General features: G+C 44.4%; 20 protein-coding genes. 11 read left to right on the forward strand and 9 right to left on the reverse strand.

The features are described 5' to 3' along the window. Positions 1-163: 163 nt before the first annotated feature. Positions 164-472, reverse strand: a complete 309-nt coding sequence (locus H6F44_RS13750; protein ID WP_190351597.1) for a hypothetical protein — start codon at positions 470-472, stop codon at positions 164-166. A gap of 187 nt (positions 473-659) precedes the next feature. Between H6F44_RS13750 and H6F44_RS13755 the strand changes: the two genes are divergently transcribed. Both H6F44_RS13755 and H6F44_RS13760 read left to right on the forward strand, forming a co-directional pair. Then, positions 660-1859: a GNAT family N-acetyltransferase gene (locus H6F44_RS13755; protein WP_190351598.1), complete on the forward strand. Its 1200-nt coding sequence runs from the start codon at positions 660-662 to the stop codon at positions 1857-1859. Between the two features lie 231 nt (positions 1860-2090). Further along, the gene (locus H6F44_RS13760) at positions 2091-3032 is read left to right on the forward strand and encodes an NAD-dependent epimerase/dehydratase family protein (protein ID WP_190351599.1); all 942 of its coding nucleotides are present in this window, start codon (positions 2091-2093) and stop codon (positions 3030-3032) included. Positions 3033-3115: 83 nt separating this feature from the next. Here H6F44_RS13760 and H6F44_RS13765 read toward each other — a convergent pair whose 3' ends face one another. Then, on the reverse strand, positions 3116-4252 hold the full coding sequence (locus H6F44_RS13765) for a citrate synthase (protein WP_190351600.1): 1137 nt from the start codon (positions 4250-4252) through the stop codon (positions 3116-3118). A 242-nt stretch (positions 4253-4494) separates the two neighbouring features. Then, a complete protein-coding gene (locus H6F44_RS13770; RefSeq protein WP_190351601.1) occupies positions 4495-4629 on the reverse strand; it encodes a photosystem II protein Y in 135 nt (44 codons plus the stop codon). A gap of 250 nt (positions 4630-4879) precedes the next feature. Here H6F44_RS13770 and H6F44_RS13775 point away from each other — a divergent pair, with 250 nt between their 5' ends. The 3 genes from H6F44_RS13775 to rpmA all read left to right on the forward strand — a co-directional run bounded on the left by H6F44_RS13775 (position 4880) and on the right by rpmA (position 6673). Continuing rightward, on the forward strand, positions 4880-5728 hold the full coding sequence (locus H6F44_RS13775; RefSeq protein ID WP_190351602.1) for an undecaprenyl-diphosphate phosphatase: 849 nt from the start codon (positions 4880-4882) through the stop codon (positions 5726-5728). Positions 5729-5889: 161 nt separating this feature from the next. Then, complete coding sequence (gene rplU, locus H6F44_RS13780; protein WP_190351603.1) at positions 5890-6225, forward strand: 50S ribosomal protein L21; 336 nt, start codon at positions 5890-5892, stop codon at positions 6223-6225. A 151-nt stretch (positions 6226-6376) separates the two neighbouring features. After that, positions 6377-6673 (forward strand): 50S ribosomal protein L27, encoded by a 297-nt coding sequence (gene rpmA, locus H6F44_RS13785; protein ID WP_190351604.1) that lies wholly within the window; start codon positions 6377-6379, stop codon positions 6671-6673. Between the two features lie 83 nt (positions 6674-6756). Here rpmA and H6F44_RS13790 read toward each other — a convergent pair whose 3' ends face one another. From H6F44_RS13790 to H6F44_RS13810, 5 genes are all read right to left on the reverse strand, one after another. Further along, on the reverse strand, positions 6757-7170 hold the full coding sequence (locus tag H6F44_RS13790; protein ID WP_190351605.1) for a response regulator: 414 nt from the start codon (positions 7168-7170) through the stop codon (positions 6757-6759). A 64-nt stretch (positions 7171-7234) separates the two neighbouring features. After that, complete coding sequence (gene gatC / locus H6F44_RS13795) at positions 7235-7525, reverse strand: Asp-tRNA(Asn)/Glu-tRNA(Gln) amidotransferase subunit GatC (protein WP_190351606.1); 291 nt, start codon at positions 7523-7525, stop codon at positions 7235-7237. A gap of 103 nt (positions 7526-7628) precedes the next feature. Next, entirely contained in the window at positions 7629-8141 is a 513-nt protein-coding gene (locus H6F44_RS13800; protein ID WP_190351607.1) for a photosystem I assembly protein Ycf3, read from the reverse strand. Positions 8142-8295: 154 nt separating this feature from the next. After that, positions 8296-9078, reverse strand: a complete 783-nt coding sequence (locus H6F44_RS13805) for an ABC transporter permease (RefSeq protein ID WP_190351629.1) — start codon at positions 9076-9078, stop codon at positions 8296-8298. Positions 9079-9258: 180 nt separating this feature from the next. Beyond that, complete coding sequence (locus H6F44_RS13810) at positions 9259-9543, reverse strand: RNA recognition motif domain-containing protein (RefSeq protein ID WP_190351608.1); 285 nt, start codon at positions 9541-9543, stop codon at positions 9259-9261. Positions 9544-10004: 461 nt separating this feature from the next. Here H6F44_RS13810 and secD point away from each other — a divergent pair, with 461 nt between their 5' ends. Genes secD through H6F44_RS13830 form a run of 4 tightly spaced genes read left to right on the forward strand, consistent with a single transcriptional unit; the run spans position 10005 to position 13505 of the window. Further along, positions 10005-11501: a protein translocase subunit SecD gene (secD, locus tag H6F44_RS13815; protein WP_190351609.1), complete on the forward strand. Its 1497-nt coding sequence runs from the start codon at positions 10005-10007 to the stop codon at positions 11499-11501. Then, the gene (gene secF / locus H6F44_RS13820; protein ID WP_199302130.1) at positions 11498-12469 is read left to right on the forward strand and encodes a protein translocase subunit SecF; all 972 of its coding nucleotides are present in this window, start codon (positions 11498-11500) and stop codon (positions 12467-12469) included. The genes secD and secF overlap by 4 nt, the downstream gene beginning before the upstream one ends. 19 nt (positions 12470-12488) lie before the next feature. Continuing rightward, the gene (locus H6F44_RS13825) at positions 12489-13052 is read left to right on the forward strand and encodes a Uma2 family endonuclease (RefSeq protein WP_190351610.1); all 564 of its coding nucleotides are present in this window, start codon (positions 12489-12491) and stop codon (positions 13050-13052) included. 24 nt (positions 13053-13076) lie between these two features. Further along, on the forward strand, positions 13077-13505 hold the full coding sequence (locus H6F44_RS13830) for a hypothetical protein (protein WP_242016570.1): 429 nt from the start codon (positions 13077-13079) through the stop codon (positions 13503-13505). Positions 13506-13522: 17 nt separating this feature from the next. Here H6F44_RS13830 and H6F44_RS13835 read toward each other — a convergent pair whose 3' ends face one another. Beyond that, a complete protein-coding gene (locus H6F44_RS13835) occupies positions 13523-13903 on the reverse strand; it encodes a phasin family protein (RefSeq protein WP_190351611.1) in 381 nt (126 codons plus the stop codon). 97 nt (positions 13904-14000) lie between these two features. Between H6F44_RS13835 and menE the strand changes: the two genes are divergently transcribed. Both menE and H6F44_RS22865 read left to right on the forward strand, forming a co-directional pair. Further along, positions 14001-15575 carry an o-succinylbenzoate--CoA ligase gene (gene menE, locus H6F44_RS13840; RefSeq protein WP_190351612.1) on the forward strand — a complete coding sequence of 525 codons (1575 nt, stop codon included), beginning with the start codon at positions 14001-14003 and terminating at the stop codon, positions 15573-15575. 28 nt (positions 15576-15603) lie between these two features. Beyond that, on the forward strand, positions 15604-20778 hold the full coding sequence (locus H6F44_RS22865; RefSeq protein WP_199302131.1) for a DEAD/DEAH box helicase: 5175 nt from the start codon (positions 15604-15606) through the stop codon (positions 20776-20778). Positions 20779-20782: the final 4 nt, after the last annotated feature.

The raw sequence follows: 20782 nt of genomic DNA on the forward strand, positions 1-20782 counted from the left end.
CTAGATAGGTCATACTTACTATGACTTGACCTATCTTTTTTATCTTAAATCCTCAAATCCCCATCTACTCATACTTCCCATATCTTTTGTCGCCCCGTCAGCCTTGAAAGTATGGCCTTATGACATTTTCAAGGTTTTTCCTATAATGCTTCCCATCTTCTAATTAGGAAAGATTCTGCCCATCCAAAAAATCTTCAATGGCTTCCTTTGCCTCTCGCAAGGTGCAATTGCTCTCTTCTCGGTAAACTTTAATTGCTTCTATCCTGCGATAAGGATCGCGAGCCAAATATTTGACGCGCTCTGATAGTTGTGATGTTGGCTCAATCTCTAGTTTGGTGAGGATCAAAGCTAAGCTGTTTTCCACACGCCTAATGCGCTTCTCAATACGTTTAACCCGCGCTTCAGTGCTAAAAATTGTAATTAAGACGGTTAGAAATAGGCTGCCATAGATAATGCCATCAAGAATAGTCATAGGTTTGTGTAAGTGATGGTTGTATTTCTCGCCAGTGGATTTGCAGATGAGTAGCGATGGTTTGATCTTTACATACATTCTTCCTTGCGTTGCGATCGACAATATCTGTACATCGGGTTCACTGCGTTTGGTGAATTAGAATTGTTGTGTGTTCAAAATTTTAATTAATATTGCTAAGTTATCAACTATGCTGCAACAATTTTCCCGTTATACGACAACTTGGGTGGATACGGTAAATAAGGTCAAGGCTGAGGCATGGAATAATTTGGCTAAGCCCTTGGCTACTCCTTTTTTTGAATGGGAATGGTTGGCAAATCTGGAGTCATCGGGTTGTGCGATCGCGCAGCAAGGGTGGCTACCTAGTCATTTATTGGTATGGCAAGGTGATGTTTTGGTGGCGGCGGCTCCTTTGTATATCAAAGGGCATAGTCAAGGCGAGTTTGTATTTGATCATCAATGGGCGGATTTATCCTATCGGTTGGGAATTGAATATTATCCCAAATTATTGGGAATGGTCCCGTTTACGCCTGCGGTGGGCTATCGCTTCTTGGTGCATCCTGAGCTTGGCAACAACCCATGGGAACTGTCTAAAATCTATGATTTGATGCTGGCGGAAATTGACAAGCTTTGCGATCGCCACAAAATGTCTGGTTGCAACTTTTTGTATGTTGACCCCAATTGGAAGCATGAGTTAGAGTCGCGAGGTTTTACGACTTGGATGCACCATAGCTATATTTGGGAAAATCAAGAGTTTACAGATTTTGATGATTATTTAAAAAATTTCAATGCCAATCAACGCCGCAACATCAAGCGAGAGCGTAAATCAGTAGAAAGTACGGGCATCAAGATGCGGGTTTATATTGGTGAAGAGATTCCCCATTATTTCTATGGCTATATGTATGAGCTATATAGTGATCATTGCAACAAGTTTTGGGGTGGCAGTAAGTATCTCAACCGTAAGTTTTTTGAACATTTAGCCTCTAGTTTTCGCGATCGCCTTGTATTTGTGGCAGGGGAAGTCGCCGATTATCCCCAACCCGTAGGGATGTCGTTTTGTATTCGCAAGGATGATTTGCTATTCGGACGCTATTGGGGCTGTGTGCAGGAAATTGATTGCTTACATTTTAATGCTTGCTATTACACCCCGATTGAGTGGGCGATCGCGCAAGGGATTAAGCGCTTTGACCCAGGGGCAGGAGGACAACATAAAAAGCGACGTGGTTTCCCCGCAACCCCCAACTACAGCTTGCATCGCTTTTATCGCGATCGCCTCAGACAGATCTTGGTTCCCTATATCCACGAGGTCAATGCTTACGAAGCACAGCAGATTCAGGCAATTAATAATGAGCTGCCCTTTGATTTTGCCGAGCCAGAGCTACATATCTAGCTACCTTGGGTTGGTCACAGGAGGTTTTGAATAGGCTAAGCCCTTGCAGAATCTTCTGGGGCTTGCGGATGGGGCTTTCGGAAAGGACAGTAATCTGTAATAAAGTATGACAACACTTTGGCGAATTGGTATTACGCTATATTCTGGGTTTAGTTAAGTCTGCAAGCATTAATTTAAATTGACTACTCTCAGGTCTGAAGACACTGAGTTTTCCACTTATCGTATTATTTTATGAAAATTTTAGTAATGGGCGGCACAAGGTTTATTGGTGTGTCCCTAGTTAAACTTTTGGTATCGCAAGGACATGATGTCACCTTATTTAATCGCGGTAAAAAGCCTTCGCCCGTAGCAGGATTGCGGACGATTATTGGCGATCGCACCGATGCCCAACAATTGCAGGATAAGCTCAGTGGCGAAACCTTTGATGTGGTTTTTGATAACAACGGCAGAGAGTTGAGTGATACCCAGCCCCTAGTCGAAATCTTTAGCGATCGCCTCCAGCATTTTGTCTATATGAGTTCGGCGGGCGTTTATCTCGACAGTGATGTGCTGCCCTATGGTGAAACCGATGCCACCGATCCTAAAAGTCGGCACAAGGGCAAGTTAGACACAGAGGCATATTTGCAGTCAATGGCAGGATTTCCCTTCACCTCAATTCGCCCAACCTATATCTATGGTCCGCAAAATTATAATGATGTGGAAGCATGGTTTTTTGATCGGATCGTGCGCGATCGCCCCATCCCGATTCCTGGCAATGGCAAGTTTATTACCCAACTTGGTCATGTAGATGACCTTGCGGCGGCGATGGTGGCGGTATTGGGCAACCAAAAAGCGATCGGCTCAATTTACAATGTTTCCGATTCGCGCTACGTCACCTTTACAGGTTTAGCCAAACAATGCGCGATCGCCGCAGGCAAAGATCCCGCCCAACTGCAATTTGTTTATTACAATCCCAAAGACTTTGACTTCGGCAAAAAGAAGGCTTTCCCCTTCCGCTTGCAACATTTTTTTGCCTCTGTTGATAAGGCGATCGCTGATTTGCAATGGCAGCCCCAATATGATCTACTGTCAGGCTTAAAAACATCCTTCGAGCAGGATTATCTGCCCTCTCAGCGTGGTCAATCGGAAATAGATTTTTCCACTGACGATCAGATTTTAGCCAATGCTAAATAAATCGCTTGTGCAGGTAAATAGACTTAAAAGCATTGCTATGCAATGCTTTTAAGTCCTTAGTTACAGCCCCCAGCAATTGCTAACTAGCGCTCATGAATTGGTAAATAGGTGACATCATGCAAACCTGTATAAACCTGCGTGGGACGGAAAAGGCGATTGTCAGAAAGCTGCTCTTTCCAATGGGCTAACCAACCAGGCACACGGGCGATCGCAAAAATAGTCGTAAACAAATTACTAGGAATGCCCAACTTTTTGTAAACCAAGCCAGAATAAAAATCAACATTCGGATGAATACCTTTACTAGCGAGGCGATCGTAAGCCTGCCGCTCTAGCTCCAGCGCAATATCGTAATAGGGATCATGCCCAAATTCATCAAACAACTTATGGACGAGATCCTGCAAAACGATTGCCCTAGGATCTTTCACCTTATAGATGCGATGCCCAAAGCCCATTAACTTTTCCTTACGCTCAATCTTGCGCTCTAAATAAGCAGTTACATTGTCGATCGAGCCAATCTCTGCGAGCATCATCATCACCTGCTCATTTGCCCCGCCATGCAATGGTCCTGCCAAAGTCCCGATCGCCGAAGTGATCACTGCATAGGGATCGGTCAGCGTTGAAGCGGTGACGAGGGCGGCAAAGGTCGAAGCATTTACCGTATGCTCAGCATGGAGAGTCAAACACACATCAAATATATGAGCCGCCATCGGATCAGGCACTTGCTCATTGAGCATATATAAAAAATTAGAAGCATAGTCCAGATCGTCACGGGGCATCACAGGATCATTCCCCTGACGCATCATATGAAAGGCGGCCACCATCGTTGGCACTTTTGCCAACAGGCGCACCGTTGCCTGATAGATATAATCTACATCATGGAAATTGCCCAGGGGATAAAACATCCCCAAGGCTGCCACACTAGTTTGCAACGCATCCATCGGATGGGCATTATCGGGAAACGACTTAATCATGTCGCGAATCCGATACTTGATCCTGCGTCTGTGGGTAATGTCGCTTTCAAAATCTTCTAATTGATTGGCCTTTGGCAATTCACCGAAAATAAGCAGATAACTGGTCTCAAGGAAATTGCTGTGAACACAAAGATCCTCAATGCGAATACCGCGATATTCCAACAAGCCTTTTTGTCCATCAACATAACTTATGTTTGATTGAGTTGCGGGAACACCTTCTAAACCAGGCTTATATTCTCCGACTGCCATATATTTCGATACCTTACAAGATTAGTTTTGCTGGTCTATTTTATCGCGATGCACGTTGGTGACTGTGCATCTACAACATTAAAATGCCAACAAGTGCAGATATTTGTCCAGTTGAGCGCCATATAAAATCAAGATGCTTTGCGCTGTTTTAAAACCCAGATAAATTTTTGAGCATCGGCGAAGACTGCCAATGCTCAAAAACTTTAATCTTTGATTACGCTTTTGCTTGCAAAAGTGGAAATTTATTGGAAAGGGTTGTTACCTTGCTTGCCAAAAAGTGAAGCTTCACCTTTAATTACGGCTTTGCCAAGGTTAAACGCAGCCCAAAGCACTACTAACGCAATTGGTCCTAAGACCACTAAAACTCGAAGATCCATGTATTTATGCCCTAATTTTTATCTGAATATATGTGATTAGTAATTGATAACAGATGCAATTTTGCTTTTGCATCACTCTCAATAATATGCTAATCGATCTAATCAAGTTGCAAAAAAGTTTTTAAAAGCCCTGCAAAGCAACACTTTAAAAACTTTTTCTGATTTGGGCTTGGAGACAAGGAGCTGTAACATATAGATTACAGTTAGATTACAGTGCATTCTTATCAAATAATCATCAGTTATCATTAATATGGAATACTGGCAGGCTTTTGTTTTAGGGGTTGTTCAAGGATTAACAGAATTTTTACCAATTAGTAGCACTGCCCATTTAAAAGTGGTTCCTGCGATTTTGGGGTGGCAAGATGCGGGTTTGTCTTTTGACGCAGTGATCCAACTGGGTAGCATTGTGGCGGTGGTGAGCTATTTCTGGAAGGATCTGCGCCATATTACTCTAGGCAGCATGAAGGCGATCGCCACCAAAAATTACAAAGCCCATGAGTTTAAACTGGCGATCGCCATTGTTCTTGGTACATTGCCAATTGTATTTGCTGGCTTACTGATTAAAATCTTGGTGCCAGACTATGACAAATCACCCCTCCGCAGCCTAGCCGCGATCGCGATCGCCTCAATAGTTATGTCGCTCCTGCTGGCGATCGCCGAAATATTAGGACAAAAAAGAACGGATCAGAAAATAATTAGTCGCCAATTTCCTAAAATCTCGATTATTGACGGTATTTTCATGGGTTTAGCCCAAACTATGGCTTTAATCCCTGGAGTATCGCGCTCTGGCTCCACCCTCACCGCAGGGCTATTTATGGGCTTAGATCGGGTGGCTGCCACGAGATTCTCCTTTTTACTGGGCATTCCTGCCATTACCCTCGGCGGCATTGTGGAATTGATCGGACTAATCAAAAATGGCTTTGATATGGGCATAGGACAGTTGGCGATCGGGCTACTTTCCTCAATGATTTTTTCCTATGTAGCGATCGCTTGGCTGCTCAAATTTTTTCAAACCCATAGTACATGGGTATTTGTTGGCTATCGTTTAGTATTTGGGGCTTTGCTTTTAACGGGTTTGGGGCTAGGTTGGCTAAAATAGATGCTAGCAATACTTACATTTCTTGTATCATTTCGTGTATATTTATAGATCGCGCCATCGCGCCATTATCCATGCTCGGATCGGGTTATTCCATAAATTGGGAATAGCTGTATATTCGCAGCCCCCATACCTGTACGGCATTTATTAAAACAGCACAAATCATGAGTTACGCAATCATTGAAACAGGCGGTAAACAATATCGCGTTGAAGTTGGTAGATTTTATGACGTTGAATTACTACCAGTCGAGCCAGACAGCAAACTAACCATCGACAAAGTTTTATTTGTTAACATGGATGGCGACATATCTATTGGTCAGCCTCTAGTCGACAGCGCCACTGTAGAAGTTACTGTAATGAGCCATCTCAAGGCAAAAAAAGTAATTGTTTACAAAATGCGTCCTAAGAAAAAGACCCGCAGAAAGAATGGTCATCGTCAGCCATTGACAAGGATCATGGTTGAAGCGATTAATCTAAGCGAACAGGCTCAGGCGGCGTAATCATAGATCTTCTGGGTCTTTTACAGCAATTTCGCTAACTGAAAACCCAGAAATCCTTTGACCATTGGCGCTTTGCCTCGATAGTTAAAGGATTTCTGTACTACTTAAAGCCTCAACAGGCTGTAATTATTTTTAAGAGGATAGAAAATCAATGGCACATAAGAAGGGTACAGGTAGTACAAGAAACGGGCGTGACTCAAACGCTAAACGCCTTGGCGTTAAGCGCTATGGTGGTCAAGTCGTGACCGCAGGTAGCATTATCGTGCGCCAACGTGGTACAAAGTTTCACCCAGGCAACAATGTGGGGCGTGGTAGTGATGATACTTTGTATGCCACCATCGATGGTGTGGTCGCTTTTGAACGTTTTGGTAAAACCCGCAAGAAGATTAGTGTATATGCCCCTGCAATTGTAGAAGTACCTGCGATTATCGAAACAGAAGTTGCATAAGAGCTATACAAGGAGCCAATTATTGGCTCCAAAAACAAGAAAGCCCAACAAAAAAGCCCTGCTAGTCGGGGCTTTTTTGTGCGCTAGGTAGTACGCGGGGAAAAGGATTGCAAAATTGCTTTGAGCTTATCAATTTGAATTGGCTTCGTGAGGTAATCATCCATCCCTGCTTTACGGCAAAGCTCCCGATCTTCATCAGTGGCATTGGCGGTCATGGCAATGATGGTAATTGGGGCTGAATGACTAGTTACTTCTAGTTGCCGAATATGCTGGGCTGCCATCAAGCCATCCATCTCAGGCATTTGAATATCCATCAAAATTAAGTCATAAAATTTGTTAGCGATCGCGATAATTGCTTCTCGTCCATTTGCTACCACGTCAGCCTGATGTCCCAAATGACTTAATATCCGCGTAGCCACCTTTTGATTAATAGGGTTATCTTCAGCTAGAAGGATTTTTAACTGAAGCGGTGGATGCGGAATATTGGGGCTATTCATATTTTTGGGGTTGACATTGAGGTTATGGAGATGATGGCGATAGTCAACAAAATGATACTTTTACCTATGCCATGATTTGCGGTACGCGGAAAAAGTCTTCTTCGCGATCGGGCGCACAGTCTAGCAAAATTTCACGATTGCCAAAGGGTTGCAGAAGATCAGGGCGGGTGATATTGACGGTATTAACAGCGCGGGTTGTGGGTTCCACCCCTTCTAATAAAGGATCAAGCTCATTAAGCTGTTGGAAATAATCCAAAATGCCATCTAATTGCTTAGTAAAGGCAATTTCTTCATTTTCTGTTAGCTGCAATCGCCCCAAACGAGCAACATGGCGTACTTGTTCTCTGTCAATCATCAATTTACTCTAAGTTTAGTTTGTCAAAATTATTACAAAATTATTAATATATTAATAGGCGTTAATAGGCGTTAAGTGATACTTCGAGCCGTCACCTAATTTCCTAGAAAAATAGATTAATATCAGCACGACCAGTGGTTTTGAGCCAATTTTGCGCCTCAATGTAATTATTGGGTGCTAGGCGGATGGCGCGAACCCAATGCTCGGCGGCGGTGTTGAAATATTCTTCAGCTTGCTCTTCATCTTGAGCGTTTTCACCCTTATGGTGATAGATCACGGCGACATTATTGAGGGCTTGAGGCATTCTTGGGTTGAGTTCGATCGCCTGTGAATATTGTTCTAGCGCTTTGTCATGATCGCCATTACTGGCATAGATTAACCCCATGTTGTAAAAGATGTAGCTGCGATCGTAAGCATTTTCTTCAAGGTTAAGCGCTTCTTCATAGTTGGCTAAGGCTTCGGCATATTCGCCATCACCTTGGGCAGACATGCCATCGCGATAGTAGGCAAAGGCCTCTTTTTCTTTCTGACTGGCAGGAAAGAGTTTCAAAATTGTGTCAGCAATAACGGTAAAGGTCTGGTCAACAAAGTTGTCATTGCGTTGCGATCTAGCCATAGTTCTTTAATAAATTTGCAGTCAGTTAATATCTAGCATATCAAAGGTGCGATATATTCATGGCGGTTTTCTTGGTTTGATTGCCAAGCGAGATATTTTGCGTAGCTCATGACGAGGCGATCGGTTAAGGCAACTATGGCAATCATAAGATCTCCTAGCTAGAGGCACTGGTGTAAAATCTGAGGGCGAACTGCCAAAATTTATTTGCAGTATAAAGCAAGGCGATCGCCAAAAATATTGAGCTTAAAATCCAAACTGGTTCACTGCGTCCGAGTAAGACCTCCGCAGGCACGGTAGTTAAAAAGGCGATCGGCACAATAAATGTAAAAAAGAAACGGTAGGCGGCGGGATAAGCTGCCATCGGATAGCGCCCTGCCTCCATTAACCCCCTCAAGACTTCTGTAACGTTGTAAATCTTGACAAACCATATACTAGTGGCTCCAAGCATAAACCAAATGCTATAGAGACTGACGCAACCACACATTAGGGGTACTAGCCCAAGGGCATAATCACTAAGTCCGACACCTAGTTTGTTGCCCGCATACAACAGAAGACCGCCGCCGAAAGTAACATTAGGAATGCCCCAAGGGGAAATCACTCTCGCAGATAGCCAAAATTGACTACTAATCGGCTTGAGCAGAACAAAGTCTAACGTGCCTTGTTGAACATGGATCACGATTTTATTGAGATTTGGCAGAAGCAAGGTACTAGAAAATCCTTCGAGGATTGTAAATATACCCAGCACCAAAATCGATTCTTCCCATTGCCAGCCAGAGAAGGTATAGCCATTGCGGTAAAACAAAAATAGCCCAAACAAACTGCCAACTAGATTGCCAATACTGCTAAGGGCGGCGATCGCAAAGTTAATACGGTATTCCAACTCGGCAGCGATCGCCGTTGACCAAAATAATTTAAGGGTTCTGAGGTATTTGGAGATGGAATTCATGGGCATGGCTTAGGTTTTTACAAGAGCCGCTAAGCAGCGCTCATAAACAAACTACGAATCAAGGCTTTGGTTGAGACTGCTACAAAATATCAGTGCCAACTAAAACCTTGATATTGACTCATAACACAGCAAAGCATGGCTTCGCCATGCTCTGCCATACCTACGGTTAATCTAGTAACGAGGGCCTCTGCTGTTGCGAGCGTTAGGACGCTCTTCACGGGGCTTTGCTTTATTAACACGCAGGGTTCGTCCCATCCATTCGGCTTCGTTAAGCGCTACGATTGCCGCTTCTTCTTGAGCATCATCCTCCATATCCACAAAGGCGAAGCCCCGAACTCGACCAGTTTCTTGGTCTGTGGGCAATTGCACGCGCTTTACCGTGCCATAGTCTGAAAAGACGGCTGTTAAGTCTTCCTTAACAGCTTGATAAGACAAATTTCCAACGTAAATAGTCACAGTCAGTTCGCTCCAAAAAGAGATCGATATAATAATTTAGCTAGTCTTCGGAAAAGACCCGCTCGATACGAGATCTCACAAATCCAACCTAAATTTCAGCTTTGGTATAAGTTTACCGTCTAGCCGTAACAATTTGCGTAGGCTGTATTACAAAGCTCTAGAAAAAACATGGTACAGCTACGCACTATTTATGTTGCATATGCCATAAATTCCTTGCTGTCAGCGCCATTGTTCGAGATTCAGGATAGATTTGTGACGCGCCTCTTAAAATTTAGATCAAAATTTCTATCTAAAGACATAGGCAAAAGCTCTTAAGATAAAGTTCTTAGGATAATATGTATAAAATTGGAGACTCAAAAAGTTTTGGTGTCCTAATGAATTCGTCATATATAAAAATTCCCCTAGGCTACGCGCTGTAAGTTATGATCTGTTGCTACGAATAAGTTTTTTGCATAAACATTATGGGTAAACAAAGTCGCCTGCTTGCCTTGGTTTTGGCTGTTTTAGTGGGCGCTGTGTATTTGATCATCAACGTCCCGCCTAAATTAGGGTTGGATCTACGCGGTGGCGCACAGCTAACACTGCAAGCAAAGCTCAATCCTGAACAGGGAATTAACGAAATTACGCCAAAGTTAATGGAAACGGCTCGGTTTGTTGTGGAGCAACGGATCAATGGTTTGGGAGTATCCGAAGCAACTATTTTGTTGTCGGGTAATAATCAATTGATTGTGCAGTTGCCTGGGGTGAATGATCCTGCCCAAGCAGAGCGGGTGATCGGTACTACGGCACAGCTTGATTTTCGCAAACAAAAAAAAGGTACAGAAAGCGAGCTAAGGGCAAGGTTGCAAATTCAACAGGCGGCGACGATTCAGCGCGAGGTGCTGAAAAATGGTGGTGATGCTAAGGCGATCGCCGAAAATGAAGCCGCCTATAAAAAAAGCATCGAAGACCTTAAGGGAATCTTTGAGACTACGGGTTTCACGGGGAATATGCTGAAGGATGCGGTGGCAGCGCCCACGGGCAATGGCGGCAATGACACATGGCAAGTTGCCCTCACCTTTGATGATAAGGGTGGTGAATTATTTGCCAAAACCACAGCCGAATTAGGCGGCACTGGTCGCGTATTAGGAATTTTTCTGGATGATAAATTAATTAGCTATCCTTCGGTGGGACCTGAATTTCAAGGCAAGGGGATCACGGGTGGACGGGCGGTAATCACGGGCAACTTCACGTTAGATACCGCCAATGAATTGGCATTGCAATTACGCGCTGGCGCTTTACCTGTGCCTGTGGAGATTGTGGAAAATCGCACCGTGGGCGCAACCCTTGGGGCAGATAGTATTCTCAGTAGCATTTATGCAGGGGCGGCAGGATTAGCACTGGTCTTAATCTTCATGGTGCTTTACTACCGCATTTTGGGAGTGGTTGCCGATATTGCCCTAATTACCTATGCAATTATTACCTTCTCTCTATTTGGCTTATTGGGAGTGGTGTTGACTCTGCCAGGTATTGCAGGATTTATTTTGAGTATTGGCATGGCTGTGGATGCCAATGTGCTGATTTTTGAGCGGACGATGGAGGAGTTGAGAGCAAGCCGTACTCTTTATAAGTCAGTTGAAGCGGGATTTTATCGGGCTTGGTCAAGTATTCTCGATAGTAACGTGACCACCTTGATCTCTTGCGTGGCACTTTTTTGGCTAGGTTCAGGGTTTGTAAAAGGTTTTGCCGTTACTTTAGGCGTGGGGGTCATCACCAGTATGTTTACCGCGATTACCCTCAGCCGATCGCTGTTACTCGCGATGATTAGCAATCCTGCTTTTCGTAAACCTGCTTACTATGGGGTAAAGTCCTTTGGCAAAATTAGTGCCGCGACCACAGAAGCGATCGCCGTCGAGCCTGACAGTAGCAATAAACCAAATGACACAACTAATGACACAACTTCGGGTGCAGTTTTATGAATGGAATCAAGTTAGATGTAATTAAAAACGCTCGTCTCTATGTTGGTATTTCCAGCGCGATCATTTTGGCGGGTATAGTTGCCATGGTGATTTCCTTTCAGCAACTAGGTTCGCCACTGCGGCTAGGCATAGACTTTACGGGTGGCTCTAGTGTGACTTTGAGTTTAGCTTGTGGTGGTGGTAATAGTTGCCAAAAAATTGATGTGAGTATAGTGCGCCAAGCCCTGTCTAACAAAGGTTTTGGCAATAGCGTGATCCAATTGGTGGAAGGTAAGGATCTCCAAGGTGTATCGGTCAGAACCGCAAGGCTATCGGTGGAGCAAAGAGAGGATCTCAAAAATGCGATCGCGGATGTGCTGAAACAATATGGTCAGGTCGACCCACAAAAGTCCCAAATTGATGACGTTGGACCAGCGATCGGACAGCAGACCCTTAACAATGGCTTATTAGCGATCGCATTATCTCTGAGTGGCATTGGTATTTTCTTGGCTTTCCGTTTTCAGTTAGACTATGCCAGCTTTGCGATCGTCGCCCTGCTCCATGACATCCTCGTGACCGTTGGTGCATTCTCGATTTTAGGCTTGACTTTGGGTGTGGAAATCGACAGTTTATTTATCGTAGCGATGCTGACAATCTGCGGTTTCTCAGTTAACGATACGGTTGTTATTTACGATCGCATCCGTGAAACTCTCAAACTAGATGGCGGTGTCACGAAGTTTAATGATTTAGTAAATGCTGCCGTCAATCAAACTTTGGGTCGTTCAATCAATACGACTTTAACTTCCACTCTGCCTCTAGTTGCCATTTTTCTGTTTGGTGGTGCGACCCTGCGTTATTTTGCCCTTGCCTTGATTATTGGCTTCCTATCAGGATCTTATTCCAGCATCTTTAATGCTTGTATTTTCCTTGCTTGGTGGCGCGATCGGCAGGTTTCTAAAATTAGTCAACCACCCCTTGAGGCAAACTAAGACATTTAGGGCTAAAACCATGACCATAACCACAGTTCGCAAACTCACTTTTGAAGAGTACTTAAACTATGACGATGGTACTGACAAGCGCTATGAATTTAATGATGGGGAATTGGTTGAAATGACACCGCCAATTGGCTTGCATGAAAGAATTGTTGCTTTTTTATGTTTTTGTTTAACCTTGGAGACAAAGCAAAAAGCCTATACTTACCGTGTGAGATCAAATGGCGTTGAGATCTGGACTGGCAAGCGCACCCGCCGTCCTGATGTTTGCGTATTGAGTAAACAGCAAGAGCTAGATATTTTAAGAAAAGCGGCAATTTTATTTGCACCGCCATTGCTGGTGATTGAGGTGGTTAGCCCCGACTATCGCCATGTCGATCGCCAAGAAAAATTGCATGAATATCAAAATATGGGTATTCAGGAATATTGGATTGTGGATGCTGAGCTAGGCAAAGTTTCGATTTTCTCAATGGTACAAGGAACTTATCAAGAGGCTGTTTTTGATTTAGGACAGAAAATTATTTCACCGACATTTGTTGATATGCAGCTTACCGTTGACGACATCTTAAATGCGGATTAAATGCGGATATTTAAATGCGGATATATGAGTCTTGATAATAGTGAGTCTATGCCTAGCGGATCTGACAATGAGTCATTGCCAGATCCTTTACTAGATCGCCAAGTCCAAAGATTGATCGAAGTACAAACCTATTTGCGCTGGATTTTTGATGTATTTATTTGGCTGACCGTTGGTACTGCCAGCGCTTGGGCGTTGCGATCGGATATTGAACTGTGGGTTGCCAGTTTTACATGGGCGGCAGTGCGAATTAGCCTCACCTATAATCGCTTGCCAATGATGGGACTAGGCTTATGTGTGGCGATGACCCTAGCAACCCTAGTTTGGCAAAGCTGCATTATTTTGTTTGGAATTAGCCCCAGTGAGCGGCGATCGCTGACTAATCAAGTAAAAAGGATTAAGGAAAAAGGAAAAAGTCATCTGCTGTGGCGATGGGTATGTGAGGAGAAGGTTTAGGGCTAAGGCTTGCCATTCTATTGCTGGAGGCGGCGTAACTCGTCCTGTAATGCTTGGACTTTGCTTTTGAGGGCATCTACATCATTGGGGCTTTTAGCGGTTGATGTGGTTGGTTCATCGTCTTCATCATCGATCGCGATCGCACGGGGTTGATCGTTGCTGCTAGGATTGGGGCTAGGGTTTTCGCCAATGGGCTTTTGAGCATTACGCACTAGGTCATCCACAAACTTCTTTGCTTCTTCTGTGGTCATTTCACCACGTTCCACCAACTCATCGGCTAACTTGCTGGCTTGGGTACGCAGTTCGCTGAGGGTCGAGCTTGCCTTTTCGCTGGCAACTGTGGCTAGACCCATGCCAAGATAAAATGCTTTCTGAACGATGCCACCAAAGGGATTCATAGTTATATTGCTATATGTGAATTGAAATTTTAGGAATAGTGGCACTTTGCACCATCATCCCTAAGCTAGTTGAAGAATATTATATCGATTATTTTGTATGAAATTTCTGAACTGGCTGTCACAAGCTGCGATTTCCCATCCAGAGGCGATCGCTCTATCTTTTAAGTCAAATCTCATTGATCAAGAGATTGATCAAGGGCTTAATCAACGTGATTTAAATTGGAGCTACGCGCAGTTAGAAACATTGGCGCGGCATTGGGCTTGGCAATTACAAAAATTGGGGCTGAAAACGGGCGATCGCTTGGGCATATTGTTAAACAATCATCCCCGTTATTTGATCTTGATCCATGCCTTAGCTAAGTGTGGTGCAATTGGCGTTTTTTTGAATACGCGCCTAACGGATTTAGAAATAATTTGGCAATTAAGGGATAGCGGCACGGATTATCTGGTTTACGATGGGGCGACAACAATAACGGCGATCGCAGTCACTAAACAGATTGAAAACTTAAATATTATCGATCTTTCCCATTGGTCAATCACTTCGTTAGCAACAGAATCTATTGATTTACAGACTAATTCGCAAAGTGATTTACAAAATAATTGGCTCGACTTTGAACAGATTCAAGGAATATTCTATACGTCAGGCACAACGGGTAAGCCCAAAGCCGTTCCTTTGACCTATGGCAATCATTACCACAGCGCGATCGCCTCGACTATGCGAATTGCCAGTTATGTCGATGATAATTGGTTAGTCTGTATGCCGATGTTTCATGTGGGGGGCTTGGCGATCGCTTGGCGTAGCGTGATCAATGGCACGAAAATCACATTATTACCCAAGTTTGATGAGCAGTTAGTATTAGACGCGATCGCTGGTGAGCAAGTGACATTAATTTCCCTAGTCCCCACCATGCTGATCAGACTACTCAAGCATCCACAATGCCAGAAGTTGCAAAAATCGCAAAAATTACGCGGAATTTTATTGGGAGGGGCATCGGCAAATGCACAATTAATTTCGCAATGTTTAGAACTAAAGCTTCCCATTATGCCCACCTATGGCATGACGGAAACCGCTTCTCAAATTACAACCCTGTTACCGACTGAACTAAATTTCAAAATAGGATCGGCGGGTTTGCCTTTATGGGGAATCGAGATCAAAATTGTGGATCTCCAAAATATCAAACAGGAATTGCCAACGGGGGCGATCGGTCAGATTTTGGTTAGAGGTGCAAATGTGATGGCTGGTTATTTTAATAGCATGGGAAATCGTTCCTCAAATCAGGAATGGTTTTCCACAGGGGATCTGGGATATCTAGACAGCGATCGCTATCTTTATGTGGTCAACCGCCGCCATGATCTCATTGTTAGCGGTGGTGAAAATATTTACCCTAGTGAGGTAGAAGCGGTTTTATGTCAGCATCCTGCGATCGCGGAAGTATGTGTGATTGGGCTGGATGATCAAGAATGGGGGGCGATCGTTGCCGCCGCGATCGTTTTAAAGCGATCGCAGGATCATCAATTGTCCCTCCATGCTATCAGATCCTTTTGTGAAGAGCAGGGATTAAGTCGCTATAAGTTACCCAAATCAGTTTACTTTGTAGATGATTTGCCTAAGTCTGCATCTGGCAAAATCCTACGCCAAGAATTAATACGGGGCTTAAGAGATGTATGCTAGTATTTGCTAAAAATATACAGAAGCTAAAATGACTGTCACCATTCACCATATTCTTGAGCAGTTTCGCCAAGAGGCAACCTCAACCCGTGATTTGGGCGATAAGTTTGAGCATTTGGTATTTGCCTATTTGCGAACCGATCCGCAATATCTCGCACTGTTTGAACGGGTGTGGTTTTGGATGGATTTCCCGTTGCGTGGCAAGAAGGGAGATTTGGGGATTGATTTGGTGGCTCAGGAGAGGGCAACGGGTGACTATTGGGCGATTCAGTGTAAGTGCTATCAGCCCGATCATTCGTTGGATAAAGGAGATATTGATTCATTTTTTACGGCTTCAGGTAAAAAACCGTTTAAGCATCGCTTGATTGTCGCTACTTGCGAATGGGGTAAAAATGCCGAAGATGCACTAAAAAATCAGCAAATTCCTGTCGATCGCCTAACCCTATACGATCTCGATCAAAGTCCTGTGGATTGGAGTCAGGTGAGTTCGCAAAATTTGCGCTATGCGGTGCAGAGTGTTTCTACGAGTATTAATGATAATGATGATGAGTTAGAAACTAGATCGCCCGTTTTACCGTTAAAGCCGAAGAAATCCATTAGACCGCATCAGGTTACTGCTTTGGAAAAGGTGATGGCGGGATTTGAGACAGGCGATCGCGGTAAGTTGATCATGGCTTGCGGGACGGGTAAGACCTATACGGCTTTGCAGATTGCGGAGAGGTTTGCGATCGCTAAAGGTAGCGCGACTGTTTTATTTTTAGTGCCTTCGATTTCGCTCTTGTCGCAGACTTTGCGGGAATGGTCGGCGGAGGCAACGGTGAAGTTGCAGAGTATTGCGGTTTGTTCGGATGCAAAGGTGTCGAAAAAGTCGGATATGGAAGATATGAGCGCCCGTGATTTGGCTTTTCCTGCAACTACGGATGTCGATGTAATTGTGGGGAGGTATCAGGCGCTTTGCCCTCACCCCCCAGCCCCCTCTCCCAGAACGGGAGAAGGGGAGCAAGAAAAAGAGTCTTTAAGTCCCTCTCCCCCCTTGGGAGAGGGATTTAGGGTGAGGGCAGAACCTCAGCTTACGGTGATCTTTTCCACTTATCAATCAATTCAGGCGATCGCCGATGCACAGAAAAAAGGATTACCAGAGTTTGATTTGATTACTTGCGATGAGGCGCATCGGACTACGGGCGTGACTTTGGCGGGGGAAGATGATTCGCATTTTGTGAAGGTGCATGATCAGGACTTTATTAAGGCGAAAAAACGGCTGTATATGACGGCTACGCCTCGACTTTATGCGGATTCGGCTAAGAGTAAGGCTAAGGAAAATGAGGCGATCGTCTGTTCGATGGACGATGAGAAAATCTATGGTCAAGAGTTCCATCGCTTAGGATTTGCGGAAGCGGTGGCGACGGGGTTATTGACGGATTATAAGGTGATGGTGTTGGCTGTGGATGAGAAGTATGTCAGCGCTACTTTTCAGCGTCAGTTAGCCGATGACAATAACGAACTCAGGCTAGAGGACGCAGTGAAGATCACGGGTTGTTGGAATGGATTATCAAAGCGATTTGCGGCGGAAAGTGATCGCGAAGATGTGCAGGGAGATATTGCACCGATGCGCCGTGCTGTGGCTTTTGCAGGGACGATCGCTGCTTCTGAGAAAAGATTTACGGAGATGTTTTCGCAAATCATTGAGGAATATCAAAAGACCCATCCCGATGAGGAGATTCTGCCCTGTGAGGTGCAGCACGTTGATGGGAAGCAGAATGTGATGGTTCGTAATCAGAAGCTAGATTGGCTGAAGGCGGATACGAGCAGTCAAGGTAATCTTTGTCGGATTCTCTCTAATGCGCGATGCCTGTCGGAAGGGGTGGATGTACCTGCGTTGGATGCTGTGATTTTCCTGTCGCCGCGTAACTCGGTGGTGGATGTGGTGCAGTCGGTGGGGCGGGTGATGCGAAGGGCTGAGGGCAAGAAGTACGGTTATATTATTTTGCCGATTGGGATTCCTGCGGATATGACTCCAGAGGAGGCGCTGAAGGATCATGAGAAATATAAGGTGGTCTGGCAGGTGCTGCAAGCCTTACGCGCCCATGACGATCGCTTTAATGCGATTATCAACAAAATCGAGTTGAATGAAACTAGACCGACGCAAGTGGATGTGATTGGTGTCGGTGGCGGCGCGTCCGATGATGGGTCAAAGGTCGGGAATGGTCAGCCGAAAGCGAAACAAATGACGCTAAATTTTCCGCAATTGGATGAGTGGCGCGATGCGATCTATGCCAAGATTGTCGTTAAATGTGGCGATCGCCGTTATTGGGAAGATTGGGCGAAGGATGTGGCGCAAATTGCCGATCGCCATACATCACGGATTAGAGCTTTGTTGTCTAGTTCGGAAGCTACGCACCGTCAAGCTTTTGATAGTTTTTTGGAGGGTTTGCGCTGTAATCTCAATCCCAGTATTAGTGAGTCCGATGCGATCGAGATGTTGTCACAGCATTTGATCACTAAGCCTGTGTTTGATGCGTTGTTTGAGGATTATCAGTTTACGCAATTAAATCCTGTTTCGATTGCGATGCAAAAGATGCTGGATGCTTTGGAGGGGCAGTCTTTGGGTAAGGAGATTGCGACTTTGGATAAGTTTTATGCGAGTGTGAAGACGCGAGCGAGTGGGATTGATAATGCTGAGGGTAAGCAGAAGATAATTATTGAGCTTTACGATAAGTTTTTTAAGAATGCTTTTCCTCGCATGGCGGAACGGTTGGGAATTGTGTATACGCCTGTGGAGGTGGTGGATTTTATTGTGCGAAGTGCGGATGATGCGCTGCGTCTGGAGTTTGGGGTGGGCTTGACGGATGAAAATGTGCATATTCTCGATCCGTTTACGGGGACGGGGACTTTTATGGTGCGGTTGTTGCAGAATGGTTTGATTGCGCCGCAGGATTTGGAACGGAAGTATCATCAGGAGCTTCACGCGAATGAGATTGTGTTGTTGGCGTATTACATCGCGGCGATTAATATTGAGGCGGCGTTTCATGATCTTCTCCCTCACCCCCCAGCCCCCTCTCCCAAGGGGCGAGGGGGAGCAAATTCAGATTCTTTTTCTGGTTCCCCTCTCCCTCTGGGAGAGGGGCTAGGGGTGAGGGCTAATCTCTCAAGTTCAGAAGTTGACCCTCACCCCCCAGCCCCCTCTCCCAAGGGGCGAGGGGGAGCAAATTCGGATTCTTTTTCTGGTTCCCCTTTCCCTTTGGGAGAGGGGCTAGGGGTGAGGGCTTACCAACCCTTTAACGGCATTGTCCTTACTGATACATTTCAGATGTTTGAGAGTCAGGGAACTTTGAATGAAGTGATGTTTCCTGAAAATAATCAGCGTGTGGTGAGGCAGCGAAATAATGATATTCGCGTCATTATTGGCAATCCGCCTTATTCGGCAGGGCAGACTAGCCAAAATGATGGAAATCAAAATTTAGAATACACAGAACTAGATAAGACAATACGCAACACTTACGCAAAAAATTCTTCTGCTTCGTCAGTAAGAAATTTATACGATTCATATATTAGAGCGATTCGATGGGCAAGCGATCGCATCAAGAATAAAGGCATTGTCTGCTTCGTAACGAATGGCTCATTTATTGACAGCAACAATATGGATGGATTGCGTAAATGTCTAACCGATGAGTTTACGAGCGTTTATTGTTTCAATTTGCGAGGGAATCAGCGCACATCTGGCGAAACTTCACGACAGGAAGGCGGTAAAATTTTCGGTTCAGGAAGTCGCGCCGCGATCGCCATAACTTTACTGATCAAAAATCCTGAAAAAACAGGAGAGCATCAACTTTTTTATCACGATATTGGCGATTATTTAAGCCGTGAAGAAAAGCTTGACAAAATTAAAAATTTTGGCAGTTTCACAAGTATTAACTGGGATTCACTGCTCCCCAACGACAGCCAAGACTGGATAAATCAACGTGATCCAGAATTTGATGAATTTATTTCATTAGGAGACAAAAAAGATAAATCAAATAAAACTATTTTTGATGAATATTCTCTTGGTATAGCTACAGCGAGAGATATATGGACTTACAATTTTTCTCGTCATAGCTTAATTGAAAATATGACTGAAATGATTCACTTCTACAATTCACAAGTTGAAGATTTTAAGATTTATTCACAAGGTAAAACCTTTAGTAATGTTGAAGCAAGACAAAAGCAAGTAGAAGTTTTTATTAATACAGATCCCAAAAGCATAAGCTGGTCAAGAGGTCTAAAAAACGATCTTGGCAGGTTAGTTAATTATGAATTTAATAACGATTCAGTTGTGAAAGGAATGTATCGCCCCTATTGCAAACAATGGAGCTATTTCAATAAGCATTTTAACGACATGGTTTACCAAATACCGAAAATATTCCCAAATGAAAATCTGAGAAATTTGGTGATTAGCGTAACTGGAATCGGTGCAAGCAAAGGATTTTCAGCACTTATTACCGATGCAATCCCCAACTTACACTTACACGATACTGGTCAATGCTTCCCACTTTATACCTATGAAAAACCCGAACCAACCGACCAAACATCACTCTTCCTAACCGAAACAGGCTACACCAAAAAAGAAAACATCCCCGACACCATCCTCAGCGACTTCCAAACCACCTATCAAGACCAAACCATTACCAAAGAAGACATCTTCTATTATGTCTATGGCATCCTCCATAGCCCCGAATACAAACAACGCTTCGCCGCCGACCTCAAAAAAATGCTGCCCCGCATCCCCTACGCCGCCGACTTCCACAGCTTCAGCACCGCAGGACGCAACCTCGCCCAATGGCATCTCAACTATGAAAATATAGAACCATATCCATTAGAAGAATTCAAAAGCGAACTCTATCTCGAAGACAAAGACTATCGCGTATCCAAAATGAAATTTGGAGTCAAAAACAAAGCGATCGACAAAACCACCATCATCTACAACAGCAAAATCACCCTCTCAGGCATCCCATTACAAGCCTACGAATACATCGTCAACGGCAAACCCGCCCTAGAATGGATCATGGAACGCTATCAACTCACCCGCGACAAAGATAGCGGCATTACCAATAATCCCAACGACTGGTCAGACGACCCGCACTACATCATCGACCTAGTTAAACGCATCGTCCGCGTCAGTATCGAATCCGTTAAAATTGTGAATAGCCTGCCACCATTGAATGAGAGATAGAAAA

It is taken from the genome of Pseudanabaena cinerea FACHB-1277 (genome assembly GCF_014696345.1).
Classification (GTDB): Bacteria; Cyanobacteriota; Cyanobacteriia; order Pseudanabaenales; family Pseudanabaenaceae; genus Pseudanabaena; species Pseudanabaena cinerea.

What these genes read in the sequence shown, in the direction of transcription:
- H6F44_RS13800 (WP_190351607.1), bottom strand. Translation starts at nt 8,141, where the DNA reads ATGGCTAGATCGCAACGCAATGACAACTTTGTTGACCAGACCTTTACC.
- rpmA (WP_190351604.1), top strand. Translation starts at nt 6,377, where the DNA reads ATGGCACATAAGAAGGGTACAGGTAGTACAAGAAACGGGCGTGACTCA.
- H6F44_RS13830 (WP_242016570.1), top strand. Translation starts at nt 13,077, where the DNA reads ATGAGTCTTGATAATAGTGAGTCTATGCCTAGCGGATCTGACAATGAG.
- H6F44_RS13775 (WP_190351602.1), top strand. Translation starts at nt 4,880, where the DNA reads ATGGAATACTGGCAGGCTTTTGTTTTAGGGGTTGTTCAAGGATTAACA.
- H6F44_RS13755 (WP_190351598.1), top strand. Translation starts at nt 660, where the DNA reads ATGCTGCAACAATTTTCCCGTTATACGACAACTTGGGTGGATACGGTA.
- secF (WP_199302130.1), top strand. Translation starts at nt 11,498, where the DNA reads ATGAATGGAATCAAGTTAGATGTAATTAAAAACGCTCGTCTCTATGTT.
- menE (WP_190351612.1), top strand. Translation starts at nt 14,001, where the DNA reads ATGAAATTTCTGAACTGGCTGTCACAAGCTGCGATTTCCCATCCAGAG.
- H6F44_RS13790 (WP_190351605.1), bottom strand. Translation starts at nt 7,170, where the DNA reads ATGAATAGCCCCAATATTCCGCATCCACCGCTTCAGTTAAAAATCCTT.
- H6F44_RS13835 (WP_190351611.1), bottom strand. Translation starts at nt 13,903, where the DNA reads ATGAATCCCTTTGGTGGCATCGTTCAGAAAGCATTTTATCTTGGCATG.
- H6F44_RS13750 (WP_190351597.1), bottom strand. Translation starts at nt 472, where the DNA reads ATGACTATTCTTGATGGCATTATCTATGGCAGCCTATTTCTAACCGTC.
- H6F44_RS13765 (WP_190351600.1), bottom strand. Translation starts at nt 4,252, where the DNA reads ATGGCAGTCGGAGAATATAAGCCTGGTTTAGAAGGTGTTCCCGCAACT.
- H6F44_RS13825 (WP_190351610.1), top strand. Translation starts at nt 12,489, where the DNA reads ATGACCATAACCACAGTTCGCAAACTCACTTTTGAAGAGTACTTAAAC.
- H6F44_RS13760 (WP_190351599.1), top strand. Translation starts at nt 2,091, where the DNA reads ATGAAAATTTTAGTAATGGGCGGCACAAGGTTTATTGGTGTGTCCCTA.
- H6F44_RS13770 (WP_190351601.1), bottom strand. Translation starts at nt 4,629, where the DNA reads ATGGATCTTCGAGTTTTAGTGGTCTTAGGACCAATTGCGTTAGTAGTG.
- secD (WP_190351609.1), top strand. Translation starts at nt 10,005, where the DNA reads ATGGGTAAACAAAGTCGCCTGCTTGCCTTGGTTTTGGCTGTTTTAGTG.
- gatC (WP_190351606.1), bottom strand. Translation starts at nt 7,525, where the DNA reads ATGATTGACAGAGAACAAGTACGCCATGTTGCTCGTTTGGGGCGATTG.
- rplU (WP_190351603.1), top strand. Translation starts at nt 5,890, where the DNA reads ATGAGTTACGCAATCATTGAAACAGGCGGTAAACAATATCGCGTTGAA.
- H6F44_RS22865 (WP_199302131.1), top strand. Translation starts at nt 15,604, where the DNA reads ATGACTGTCACCATTCACCATATTCTTGAGCAGTTTCGCCAAGAGGCA.